The organism is Polaribacter sp. IC066, from assembly GCF_007997085.1.
Lineage (GTDB): Bacteria > Bacteroidota > Bacteroidia > Flavobacteriales > Flavobacteriaceae > Polaribacter.
The window spans coordinates 1-13,525 of the sequence record NZ_VORR01000074.1 but is presented as its reverse complement, the minus strand read 5'-3'; the positions used below and the strand labels follow the sequence as shown (position 1 = coordinate 13,525).

The following is a 13,525-nucleotide window of genomic DNA, read 5'->3' as shown; positions in this document are numbered from 1 at the left end:
ATCACACACTTATCAACCGATGTGCATAAACAACTGCTTTTTTTGAAATAGAATGACTAAAAATAAAAAATTGTGGATAAAATAAATCAAATTGTTAACAACCACTAAACATCCGCTGAATAGTTACCAATCAAGATGAAAATACCTTAAACCGTTTATTTTTAGAAAATAAAGAGCAAGCTTTAATCGAAAAAGTGAACAAAAATTTAAATACTGAAGAGGTTAAAAGCCACATCGCAATAGAGCTGCATTCTTTACCTTTAGCCATGCGTACTGTTTTTGAGTTATATACAAATCAACATTTAGAACTTAAAGAAATTGCACAAATAATGAGCAATACCATTCAAGAAGTTGAACTACTTTTAAAAGAGTCAAAAAAAGCATTACAAGTAAGTTTTTTCAATAGATATGCCGTGAACTCATAAGCGCTGCCGAAACAAAACACGCAAATTATAATCACCTAATAGCCTTAAAGAACCCAAAAAGATGCTAATCAATTTTAAAGTGTTTCGAAAAAAGTGATTAACTCATCATCCTAAACTAATCACTTTTCTGGAAATAGCAAAAAGAAATATTTTAATTTTGAAAAAATAATTCTGTAAGATTAGCGTCCTATTAAAAATAGTATACCTGAAAAGGGTACTTTAAAATAGAGGGATTACACTTGTTTTTAAAAATAATTTTGAAATTAAAAAATTATCCTTATTTTTTATCTTATTTTATGTAAGCTATAACCTAGTCTTGGCTATAAAAGCAAAGCGCTCTTGTTTCGTTTATCGGACAAGAATGATTCTGTAATACTAAAAATATCGCACAGAAAACCAATTAAATGGATGATAACTATTTGGCTATTACTTTAAATTTTGATAATATCTGTAGGTGTTTCAACTAAAATGGTCCTGTCTCCTCGCAAAGCAATCGGTTGCTTCATAATCTCTGGGTTGTTCCGAATCATTTTTATCCAACCATCTGTTGAAAAGCTATGTTGTTCAAAGTTTGATGTATATGCTGGATGTTCTTGATTGATCAAATCTTCCACTTTCATTTTTAACCTATCTGCAAGTTCTACAATTTGCGTACCAGTAAGTTTTTCTCTTAAGAGATCTATTTCTTGAATAGGCAATCCTTCTGCCTGCGCATAGGCTAAAGTTTGTTTTGCTATTACCGATTTAGAGTTATAAAACAAGGTTATTTGCCTGTTAGAAGTGGCTATTTCTCCCATAATTTATTTTAAATATACGTTTATTTTATGTTTTTAAATATGATGCTTTATCAATTGCTTTAAGCTTTCTAAATAGTCTTGTAAAACCTGCTTGTCCGTATCTGCATGATTCCTTTCTGGCAGCGTTATTGGGTTTTCATCTAAATTTTTATAAAGCTCTGGGTAATTAGTTTCAATAGTAGTGGTAAGTTCTGTTATTTCTATTCGTATGCTCTGTAAATCTTTTTCCATCCTATACCGTGTTAAATAAACGATGTAGGGTTGCTATTTAAATGACGCAACAGCCTTTTTCCATTCATTATACCTTCTGCAATTGCTTATCGTTTTCCCTATCTTGCTTTTTGTTAAAAGCAAATATAGTGAAGTGCGGTTGTATATATAAAATAACTTACATCATTTATAATTTAATCACCCATCATTTACTTTGCAGTATCGTTATTTGAATAGGTAGTACCCCTATTTTAGGAACAGAAACTTCAATTTAGAATAATCTTTTTACGCTTAACCTTCTGTAAGTTTTTTACCATAACGACATACATCTTATTTTTCGAACTTATTGATAATCGATGCAAACGTTCGCCTTTCAAACTTTTATTTAATACTCTTCTACCTAATACATCGAAAATTTGAACATCTGTAGCGTTAGAAATTAAACGAAGATCAACCACTATGAATTCACCATCATAATAAATAGGAATAGAGATATTATTACTTTCTAAAATTGATTTCTTTGGTTTAAAATGAAGAACAAATCTATTTGTATTGTCTTTCTTAAAACTGTTAAAAGAGTATATAGGTTTGTCTAGTAAGTTATGAAAAGTCTTTTCTTTTTTATCTTCTAAAATTAAGTTTTTAAAATTACCTGCTTCGATATCTAGCGTAAAATTATAATTACCATCATAACCAGCTACAAAGTTTATTAAAACAAAAGGATTAGCAATCGTGTCCGTTACATATTTTACTGATAATTTCTCATTTTGATAAGGAGTATAGATAGAGGGAGCCGTTTTTATTTCACTAAAAAGTTTAGCGGCTCCTGCATTGTTACTAGAATGACCAAATTGAAATAGAACTTCATCGAAACCAAAGCCTGAATCAGACTGTATTTTCGCTATTATACTACTTTTTTTATTTTTTATAGGATTCGCTTTCATCCAATTATCTGCCCCATTATGCGATCTTATATCATTATTCATTTCTATATTTCCGTTCGATTCTGCTCTTACATAAAACCCTTGCATTGAAGGAATAAATTGTGTTACACCATTTGTACCAATTGTACCTGTCGAATTAAAAACACCGTAATTATTCGCCGTAGGGTTCCAAATCCATATATCATAACCACCACCGGAATCTATTAAATTAGAACGCGACCAACCTGAAGCTGCCTTCCAATCGATAGCACTAGCATACGGATTGCCTATTAAGTTAAAACCAGTTAATAAAAGATTTACCGTGTTGTTTGCTGTTAAGGGGTAACTAATAAACCCGTTATGTAACGATCCAGTAAATTCATGTGTTGGGTTTAATGCTTGCACAGCATACAAATAACCTCTGCCTGATACAAAATTTGTTTCTGGGTGCCTTGTTGGCCAATTCGGAATTGCAGAATTATTTAATTGATACACCCAACATGGTGTTGGCTCATCCCAAACATATAAATCATATCCAGTTCCATTTCCGTAAGTTCCTGAAGGAACCCAGCTTGACCCAGCTATTGTTTGATTTGATACAGGTGAAGATAAAAAATGCCAATCTTCAGAAACACCCGTAATATATCTTTCTACTGTTGCTGCAACATTATTTGTATCATGAACTAACGAAGCTGTGCCATTGCTACCTGACTTTAACACAAGTCCTGCATTTCCTGCTAAATTAGAAATGCTTCCTATAACTGTTAATTTTTTTGAAGAAGCTACTGTTAATGAATTACTTAAATTGATGAGTACATCATGATCAACTACCACATCTAAATTTTGAAAAACACCAAAGGTATTATCTACCGTAAGATTATAAAAGTTTATTTCTCTGGCAGTTCCTAAAATATTTTGGCTTTCTAAATTCTTATTATTAAAAAATGTTGTGCCGAAACTTGATATGGTAGTGCCGTTATTCGTAAAATCTTTTTTTACATATAAATCGCCACTATTAGTGTGCGTGCCAGTTGCTTTGTTTGTGTATTCTGATTGAAAACAAACAATGGTAGATGACGAAATTTTAAGCGCACCCTCATTCACTATTTGCGAATACATAGGTGCATAAAATAAAATACTTATATAGCATAAAACAAAATAATGAGCTTTCATTTATTTAAATTTTAGTTTTCTGTCTCTTAATCTGCGAGATTATTTCTTGTTAGTCGAATCATGTCTTTTTTATATTTCGGTGTTTGAATGCAACACAAAATTTAAATTTTCTACAAAATCGCCTTTTATTAATGGTCTAATCGTGACTTTTTGTTCAATTGGGGCTGCTCGATACCCTAATTTTTTTAATTGAGCCTTTTCTATTCTTAAAATATAGTCTTTTGGTTTTAAACCTAGGTAACTATAATAGCCGTCAGATTCACTGAGAGTTTCTGCAACTTTATGCCCCGCTGTATCATAAATTTGTATACTAATACGACCTTGTCCAATCGTATTCTCTCCTTTTTTTAAGTACACCATTCCGGTTACTTCGCCGTATACTAGTATCGGTATTTCAATTTTTTTGTACTGGTTAGGGTCTACCAAAACCTGATAGGTATTATGCTTAAATTTCCAGCCAATATTATCTAATTCACCATCATCGAAGGTAAGTTTATATTTTACAAATGAATTTAAATCAGATATTCGAAGAATAGAATCATTTTTAATACTATTAATTCTACCTCCTACTATTTTGGCGTTTTTAACAAATACCCTCGGTTCATTTGAATCTTTTGTATTATTTTCATTTAAATCAAGAAACGGATAACATAAAATACCGCCTTTTCCTATTGCCGAGTTATAATCGACATTTACGGCTCCATTTCCTGCTCCGAAAGCCAAACTACCTTGTGCATTTTGAGAAACGCCGAGTTGGTTATTATTATAAAATGAATTAAGACTAGCGCGTGCAAAAGGCAAATCATATCGAATACTAAATGAAATATTATTAGTACCAAATTGTATATTTCTCTCGTAGGCGGCAGAAAAAGATATTTTATCTGCTCTTTTTTCAACTTCGGCACGTAAGCGCATCGTATTGTTTTCAGAAAGATTATACTGTATGCTAGGTCTCAGTATAAAACCATTCTTAAATCTGCGAGAAAGCACTAGCGTAGAAGTTATAAAAGCTCTTTCTTCACTTATCCAGTTAGAAGCGAAAGACAAATTAGCGGAGTTATTTTTATAACTTGTTGAAATTAAAACATCTACCTGGGAAAAATTAAAAGCATCATATACAAATTGATTAAAACTTAATTTTGTGTTACCTCTAAATTTATTTAGCTTAAAAGGTAGGGATACTTGCACTCTTTTTACCTCATCCATATTATCAAGTGTGACTTCCTGTCCTTTTGCAAAATTTTTATACTCCACTTCTAAAAATGCGCTTTTACCGAAATAATAATTTAATAAGCCCTTAAAACTAACATTATGTGCATATTTAAAATTTACAATCATTTCAGAAAATGGTTGAAATGCTGCATTGGCAAATGGAATAAATGGTTGCTCTGGTATGCTAGACAAATATTCTACGCCTGCACCAATGGTAAGAAACCTACTTACACCATAATTTACTTCACTTCTTACAAAGGTACTGCCGTCGTCATTTTCTAATATTCCTCCAGCCACATTATACTCTAATACTTTTTTAGGCATAAACGTATAAGGCGTGTTTTGTGTTCTTTCCTCAACACGCTCTTCTCCTAAAGGGCCATAGAACCTTAAGGTTAGTGTGGTATACCCGTATACGATAGGCACATTAAATAGATAAAACCCAGAAGCATCAGATGATGTATAATCTACTAACGCATCGTTTATGTATAATTCAACGGTCCAATTAGGTTCTGTATAATCGCTAATAATATAAGTTCCTTTTGCTTTTCTAACCGTATTTGGTGAATTATTAAAACTAACACCCACTAAAGGAGCGCCTAAAAAAGCAATGGCTTGCGTACCTATTTTACCTACCTGAACTTGCTTCACATACTTCTTGTCATTATCTATAAAACGCCAATTATAGTAAAATTGACGTCTTTCAAATTTCATTTTTTCTAAATAGTTAAGCGATACCCTAAATTCTCCATAAAATAATTCACTTCCCAGGCCTAAATAATACCTGTTATTTGGTTTTGTATCTTCCGATTGAAATGAGTTCACTGCCCAATCTAATGCACCCCCTTTAAAAAGATGGTAATTTCTACCAATAATTGTATCAAAAGTTTCCACTTCATTTAATTGAAGTTTAGTTACATTTTTGCGCATTTTTTCGAGCCTTGCTTGTTTCACAAGAGGTAATTCAAAACCAACCTGTAATTTTATCGACAAAGACCTAAAGTTAAAGATCATTTGCATGTTAAAAGCTTCACTTAACACCCCTATTTCTATGTAAGTAGCGCCTAATTCTTTTACAATTCCGTTGTCTGATGTAATCGTTTTATCGCCTATAATAATTTGTTTTAAGTTCGCATCAATGCTATAAGGAATACGTTCATTTTCAATAAAACCTCTTAAAATATTTCCGTTACTTTCTGGCTGACAATAAATTCCTAGTTTTTTAAATAACTCCTCTACATTTATGTATGCCAAACGTTTATTTGTAATAAGCGCATCGGCTTCAAATCTAAAATACCCTGCTACAATTATTTCAATAGATACTTCATCATAACCAATAATAGGATCAAGACTACCATTTGGATTCAGTATAATTTCGTTTACATCATCAAGTGCATTCGCTGTTTGAAAATTGAGTACTAAAAATAAAAAAAACAAACTGATACCTTTCCACTTTCCGTAATGTTTTAGCCAATGAAAGGTCTGTTCTAATTTATTTATTTTCATTCATTTATTCTTGTGTAAAAGACATAGGGAAACTACCTGTGTATACCCCAGGAACTGCATTTGCAGGGACTACTAATTTGCCACCAACCCGCAATGGCGTAATAAAATTACAGTTATTTTCTGATGGAAATACATCTCCAGAAATACCTCGTTCTGTTGCACCAATGATGAGTTCTAGTTGCCCGCCATTGCTTCCGTCTAAAAACACAGAATAATCATAATCTAATGTAATTGTTCTTCCTTGGCATAGTTTTATTTCAAAAATAGCAGGTGTTACCGTAATTGTATTTATAGAAACTACACCACCCGTAACATTTACATTTCCTTGATAATCTACCTCAATAGTTCCAGGACCACCTACGCAAAAAACACCAAAATTGATTGCTTGAGTTGGCAGTACCGTAATACCACGCTCTGGTAAACCAGGTTGCGCCTGTAAAAAAGTTGAGAAAAGAAAAAATATTGCAAATGGCAGTAATTTTAATAAATGTCTAGTAGTATTTAATATGATTTTCATGAGCAATGAGACCTACTAGTTATTCTTTAAGTTTGTTATCGTAAAACTTATAACAATAATTTAGCTTCAGTTAATACCTTTTTACTTTCGTTTTCAGTAAAAACGACCTTAAAAGTACCTTCACTAAAATTTAATTTATTTGGTTTCTGTAGTTTAATTTTTAGTGTTCTAAAATTACCAGATGTATAAACGCCAACACCTTGCATTTTAGCTACTTCGTATACCTTGTTATTTGGCGCTGTATAGTTAATGGTAAAATCGCCGTAGGCAGACATATTACCAGTACGATTTAACTTAAGTTGCAAAACATATTCTTGATTAGGTTCTTGAATTAACTCTAAATCTGACAGACTAACTGTCGTTGTATTGATGCCTTTTCTATAAATACAAGGAATAGACACTCCAAAAACAGCCTTTAATTCTACCGACACTGTAGCATCTTTAGCCCTACTTTTTTGTCCTAATGCACCTTCATTTTCTTCAGATCTAAAATATAAATGAGAACGATATTCCCCGTCTTTAAGCCCTTGCGTGTTTCTAACTTGTACTTTTACTTTTTGAGATTCATAAGGTCCTAAAATAACTTTACGAGGAAAAAAACGAACGTGAGAAGAAACGGACTTTATACCGGCTTCAGCTTTAGAAATAATTTTCAAATCTCCTTTTTTAGTCATTTTATATTCTAGAAAAGAAATATTATACACAGCTGTATCTTTTCCTGTATTAGAGAGCAACAATTTTTCGATATTATTTCTTCCTTCAAAAACTAAACGTTTAGGGTAAATTAATAAATTTCCTTGCGCTATAATAGGACTTATAGTTATTGATATAAAACCAAAAAACAACAAGTACTTAAACACGTGCACAAAGCGTAAAGAATATTTTCTACTTCCATTCATCATATGATAATTTATTATGTCACAATAAAAAACCTAAATATCTTATTTTTCGAGATATTTAGGTTTAAATCATTTATTTATGACTAATTGTAAGCAACCGTTACATCAAAACTTCCTACATAAACGCCAGTAGTTTGACCAGCAGTTACATTTAAAGTAGCGCCTACAGAAACCGTACTAGCACCATTGACTAAAGCGCCTGTACCAGCAGGGTTACTCACAAAATTGTTCACTACCATCTCTCCTGAACCCCCATCATTTAAAGTAACATCTGAAGTGGGTAGCGTAATAGCATAGGTGTATGCTCCTTGACCAGTAATATTAAATGAAGCAGCGGCTACGGTTCCCGTTTGATCTCCTGAAAAAGCCTGATAATCGGTTGTTCTAGTCCCATCAGTAGCTATTGTCACAGTCCCTGCTCCAGCAATTATATCTCCAAAACTCAAAGGGGAAACTGCTTCAATGGTTATAGGTGAAATAATTGTAGCATTTGCGTCTGCTGCATCTGTGGCTGTATTTTGTGCATTTAAATTGTTCGAAAGCCCTACTAGCATAACGATAGTAAATAAGCTAATTATTGTTTTTTTCATACGTTTAATATTAAAATAGGTTTGTTGTAAAATGTTCATATTATTATGTTAAAAAATTAAAATTAAGTTTTTGTGTTGTGTTACACTTTAAAGGTCTTGTCTGTTTCGTTTTTATTGAGTTTTTAGTTAAACAATTTATTTAATAGTATGCTGTGTTTGTTTAATATGATTTATTTTAGTGTGTGTTTTTTATGGTTAAGACTAATCTTAAGTTATACGTTATTTTTTTTTACTATTCATATTCAGAACGAATTAACGATAATACTCTATTATTAAGCTTTGATTCACCGGCACCAACTTTCCATCGTATTTCAACAGGATTACTATCTGCAACTACAATTACTTTTGCCTGTAGCGAAACTATTGAACTTAATAATTTAATTGTTCTCCTCGAAAATTCCACCTCCACACCATTCAAAAAAATACTGTAAGTAGTCGCATTCGTTGTATTGGTAAAAATATCTTCTGCAGCTGTACCAGCTGGATATTTTGTTCCATTGTGCGTGCCTACAATTGTTATAGCTCCGCTTGCTGTGGCAATGTCTCCCGTGATTGTACAATTTGCGGCATCTGAAACGGCACCAGTAGAACTAAACATCGCAAATTTAGAGAGAATTCCGAAATCGATAGGAGCGAGGCCAAACGGTGCCTTAATATTACAGCCCGTGCCCATAGAAAGTGCACCTGACTTTGTAAATATACCTCCTGCTAGATCTGTATTTACCCCCAAAGCGATAGCGCCAGAAGCAGAAATCAAAGTTCCTTTAATTGTTGTGTTAGCTCCTGTAGAAAAAGTTGTTTCACATACCCAGATTATATTATTAGAACTGGCTCCATTAATTAAATTTACGCTAGCCCCAGCTGCCGTAGAAAATGCCCCTGTACCTCTTATAATAAACACAGAATTTGAATCACCTTCACCATCTAATGTAAGTGCTCCTGAAATCGACGTTGCACCAGATACGTCATAGACGCCTGATAGTAGTGTTTCTCCATTACCAAAAACAAGATCATGAGGTACCCCATTTGGCATATCACTTAAAGATTGATATATAGCGGCCATATCAATAACGGCTTGATCTGAACCAAATGTTTGAGTGATGGTCGTTGTAAAAGTACCAGACATTTGCGCATTAAATAAAGCAACATACGTTCCTGGAGTAGGCGATATCGACATCCCCGTAACTAACGAATAATCGGTAGAGGTAGTACTAACCTCACCGCCTTCACTAACAGAATAAATCATAGAGGTCTCTGGACCTTTTATACCTGTCCAAACAGGATTTGCAGGTGTTCCTGTGTTTAATTGACCATCATTTAAGGTAGTATTATAAATCATTAAACCAGCTGCCGGAGATTCAATTAAATCTCTTTGTGTTGTGGTTAATCTGGGCATTAAAAGACCTTTGCTATTAGAAGAAGCATCTAAAATTGAGGATGCATCGGGCGTTGTAGTTCCTATTCCTAGTTGCGCTGAAGCGCTGCTTGAAATCAATAAAATAAGTTGCACTAAAATGCATTTTAAAATAATTCTCATAAATTTAGATATCAATACAGTTACAATGTATTGTGTTTACTACTTGTTTTGAAGCAAGGAATCTTATAATTTTTGGGGAATTAAAAATCAATAATATATAAAGTGGCTTTCGTTTACTTTATGATACTTCATAAGCTTTACGACCTAAACACGCACTAAATTCTGAATTACAAACATATTAGATACTACAGAAACGTTCAAAAGGTGATTTTCTTAAATCAAAAAAAAACCTAAATCCCATATAATTAAGAAAAAAATCACAAGATATTATTCTCTATAATTTATGTTTATAATAAAACTTATTTTCTCTCAATTAGATTACTGATTTTAGCTATTGAATAACAAATGTACACTTTCACTTTAAAGTACAAACTGACCTAGGTTAGCTTTAATGCTTTTCTTTTAACTAAAGGTTAATATTACTACTTATATAGCTGCCTATAATTAAAAAGCCGCCAACTATTCATAAAATGGTATTTAAAAACAAAGCACTTCGTAAAAAGCATCTATTTTTGCTTGTAAATAATTCTAAATTATTTAACAAACTATAGTAAGTGAACACTAATTTTCTATCTTCATTAGCACCTATTCTACTAAACTGTATTACTTGCATATGCAGGTTCACTTAAACCTATACTTTCTATAAAACCTATAAGTTTAAGCCCATTAAAAAAAATTGAGTCGGGGTCTGTAAAACAAATCAATAAACTCTCTGCAGATGCATCAAAAAAATTTAATTCATTCTTGAGTAAATTTTGCAAAACTTATTGCAACACTTAACACTATTTTTTTTATGTTTGTATTTTCTACTTAAAAATTTATTTTTTTACAAAGGTTATCAATAAGTTGCAAATTTATAAAAGTTGAGTACCAAAAAAAAATCTAGTACACACAAAAATGTTCTCTAAACGAATAAATATGTTCTCTTTTATCTTATAAGAACTTATTTTAGGTAATAATTAGAATTAGGGCTGTATTTACACTTTTTATAAAACAAGTGCATCGATATAAGAACGTTTTAGTAAGTGGTTTTTTTTAGTGAGCGGCTAAAAAAGGATTGCATCTTTTTAGTCCCAACTTTTTTATTTATTACAGGGAAGAACATTCTTTTTTAAAATAAAACACCTCTTAAAACAACTTCGACTAAAAGTAATCCTACCCGTAAAAGTGCGCAATTTAAGCACTAATTTCTGCTTTTTAAGCAGGCAAAATTCACTTATCCTTTATAAAATTTGTGTAAAATTGGTTTTAAAAGTGCTAATTACCCAACTGTACTTAAACGTTCTAAAAAAGACTAGTTCATACTATTTATAATTTGGTACATTCTTTCTTTATTTTTTTGCCATACGTTCACCTTAAGTTTAACGCATATTCCGTACTAAATATAATAATATATTCTAAATTTGACTGATGAATAATAAAGAAGAAGTCCATAACCAGTCAGAAAGTGAAATTTTCGGAAAAAGAACAGAACTCTACTTTGCAATACTATGCGGAATCTTTCTATTCCTAGGCTTTTTAATTGAAAAACTTACTTCTTTACCCGCCTGGGTTTCTTTATCAAGCTACCTCATCTCTTATTTATTCGGAGGCTATTTTATCACCGTAGAAGCTTCTAAAAAAATTATTAAAGGTGGTTTTGATATCGATTTTTTAATGATTGCCGCAGCCGCAGGAGCCGCATATATTGGCAGTTGGGCAGAAGGAGCTTTACTTTTATTCCTTTTTAGTTTAGGGCATGCACTAGAACATTATGCTATGAATAGGGCTAAAAAATCTATTGAAGCTTTAGGCCAATTATCTCCCAAAACAGCACTCTTAAAAAAAGATGGTCAACTTAAAGAAGTTGCTATAAAAAATTTAAAAATTAATGATATTATTGTAGTAAAACCCAATACAAAAATTGCGGCCGACGGCGTTATTATTACCGGAAGCAGTAGCTTAAATCAGGCTCCGATAACCGGAGAAAGCATGCCCGTTGATAAAACATTTATTGAAGATAAAACGAAAATACCGCCCTTTAACGACATCGATAAAAAACACATCGTTTTTACAGGAACTATTAATGGCGATGGTAGTCTTGACGTTTTAGTTCTTAAATTGAGTAAAGACTCTACCGTTTCTAGACTGATTAAAATGGTGAGTGAAATTGAAACTCAAAAATCGCCCACACAAAGACTTACTAAAAAATTCGAAAAGTGGTATGTACCCATCGTTATTATAAGTGTCATTTTATTATGTTTTGCCTATTTAATAATTGAGGAGAGTTTTAAAGACAGTTTGTACAGAGCTATTATCGTTTTGGTCGCAGCAAGTCCGTGTGCATTGGCAATTTCTACACCAAGTGCCGTTTTAAGCGGAATTGCCAGAGCTGCTCAAAAAGGCGTGCTTATAAAAGGCGGAAAAGCTTTAGAAAGTTTAGGTGAAATTACCACCATCGCTTTCGATAAAACAGGAACACTCACAGAAGGAAAACCAAAACTTACCCATGTAATTCCTTTTGATAATTTTGATGAAAAAGAACTGGTACAGCTTATCATTGAAGTAGAAAGTTTAAGCAATCATCCGCTAGCAAAAGCCATTGTTAAAGACATTAAAAGTACGTATACAATTGATATTGCAAATAAAGCTACACAGGTAAGCGCTATTCAAGGAAAAGGAATTACTGCCAATTACCAAGGCGAAAAAATTTTTATTGGAAATATAAAATTGATGGAAAGTGCCACTATTGCGGTCGATAAAGTTGTAATTTATAAAATGGATGAACTTTTAAAAAATGGCCATACTGCAATGCTTATCGCTTTTAAAAATAAAATTATTGGTTTAATAAGTGTTATGGATGTACCCAGAGAAACTGCGGCTAGCACTCTTAAAACTTTAAAAGAAATCGGCATAAAGTACATGATAATGCTTACAGGTGATCATCAAAATGTTGGTGATGCTATTGCAAAACAAATTGGCCTTACAGAGGCAAAAGGAAATTTATTACCCGAAGATAAAGTAGACGCGATTAAGACGCTACTGCAACGAGATGGTAAAATAGCCATGGTTGGCGACGGTGTAAATGATGCACCAGCTATGGCTTTAAGCACCGTAAGTATTGCCATGGGCGCAGCGGGTAGCGATGTTGCTTTAGAAACTGCAGATGTTGCATTAATGTCTGATAAAATTGAAAACTTACCTTTTGTAATAGGATTAAGCAGAGCATCTAAACGGATTATAAAACAAAATATTTGGATAAGTTTGAGTGTTGTTGTTTTACTCGTGCCAGCAACTATTTTAGGATTAACCAATATTGGTTTAGCTGTCTTTTTTCATGAAGGGTCTACGATAGTTGTCGTTTTAAATGCTTTAAGATTGCTTCGTTTTAATATAAAATAGTAGTTTTTAAAAAAATAGGCCCTTTTTAGAAAGATGCTATTTATCTATGAACAGACTATAGTAGCTTTTTAAGAATACACGAAATCTTTAGTACTTTTACAACCGAATTTAAAAAATTGTGATATATCTAAAAAATGTTGTTGTATTCAGGTGTGATAGATCACTTTTTCAGATAAAGTGCCTTTCCTTTCGGCAAAAAACAGCTCAAATATTGCATTATAATCACTATATACTCATTACAAATAGGATCCCGAAAAATTAGGTTTAATAATTTGAAAATTATCTGTTAGGATATTTTTGAATTCCTCATTTTTCCAAGAGTGACTTTCTAAGAATTCGATTACCTTTTCTCTAA

At 32.3% G+C, this 13,525-nt stretch carries 10 protein-coding genes; 2 read left to right on the top strand and 8 right to left on the bottom strand.

From position 1 onward, the window contains the following. The first annotated feature begins 194 nt into the window (after positions 1-194). Positions 195-425, top strand: coding sequence for a hypothetical protein (locus tag ES044_RS17045; RefSeq protein WP_147187436.1), 231 nt, complete (start codon positions 195-197; stop codon positions 423-425). A 431-nt stretch (positions 426-856) separates the two neighbouring features. On the opposite strand, the gene ES044_RS17040 is transcribed toward ES044_RS17045, so the two are convergent. From ES044_RS17040 to ES044_RS17005, 8 genes are all read right to left on the bottom strand, one after another. Next, positions 857-1,222, bottom strand: coding sequence for an arsenate reductase family protein (locus tag ES044_RS17040; RefSeq protein ID WP_147119150.1), 366 nt, complete (start codon positions 1,220-1,222; stop codon positions 857-859). Positions 1,223-1,255: 33 nt separating this feature from the next. Next, positions 1,256-1,453, bottom strand: coding sequence for a hypothetical protein (locus tag ES044_RS17035; protein ID WP_147119151.1), 198 nt, complete (start codon positions 1,451-1,453; stop codon positions 1,256-1,258). A gap of 245 nt (positions 1,454-1,698) precedes the next feature. Beyond that, positions 1,699-3,528 carry a hypothetical protein gene (locus ES044_RS17030; RefSeq protein ID WP_147187435.1) on the bottom strand — a complete coding sequence of 610 codons (1,830 nt, stop codon included), beginning with the start codon at positions 3,526-3,528 and terminating at the stop codon, positions 1,699-1,701. A 69-nt stretch (positions 3,529-3,597) separates the two neighbouring features. Further along, on the bottom strand, positions 3,598-6,246 hold the full coding sequence (locus tag ES044_RS17025; protein ID WP_147187434.1) for a hypothetical protein: 2,649 nt from the start codon (positions 6,244-6,246) through the stop codon (positions 3,598-3,600). A 4-nt stretch (positions 6,247-6,250) separates the two neighbouring features. Beyond that, positions 6,251-6,763, bottom strand: coding sequence for a DUF4402 domain-containing protein (locus ES044_RS17020; protein WP_147187433.1), 513 nt, complete (start codon positions 6,761-6,763; stop codon positions 6,251-6,253). Positions 6,764-6,810: 47 nt separating this feature from the next. Then, positions 6,811-7,662 carry a molecular chaperone gene (locus ES044_RS17015; RefSeq protein ID WP_223813570.1) on the bottom strand — a complete coding sequence of 284 codons (852 nt, stop codon included), beginning with the start codon at positions 7,660-7,662 and terminating at the stop codon, positions 6,811-6,813. 83 nt (positions 7,663-7,745) lie between these two features. After that, positions 7,746-8,252 (bottom strand): DUF4402 domain-containing protein, encoded by a 507-nt coding sequence (locus ES044_RS17010; RefSeq protein ID WP_223813569.1) that lies wholly within the window; start codon positions 8,250-8,252, stop codon positions 7,746-7,748. A gap of 232 nt (positions 8,253-8,484) precedes the next feature. Further along, positions 8,485-9,789 carry an ice-binding family protein gene (locus ES044_RS17005; protein WP_147187432.1) on the bottom strand — a complete coding sequence of 435 codons (1,305 nt, stop codon included), beginning with the start codon at positions 9,787-9,789 and terminating at the stop codon, positions 8,485-8,487. Between the two features lie 1,410 nt (positions 9,790-11,199). Between ES044_RS17005 and ES044_RS17000 the strand changes: the two genes are divergently transcribed. Further along, positions 11,200-13,170 carry a heavy metal translocating P-type ATPase gene (locus ES044_RS17000; RefSeq protein ID WP_147119157.1) on the top strand — a complete coding sequence of 657 codons (1,971 nt, stop codon included), beginning with the start codon at positions 11,200-11,202 and terminating at the stop codon, positions 13,168-13,170. Positions 13,171-13,525 lie beyond the last annotated feature (355 nt).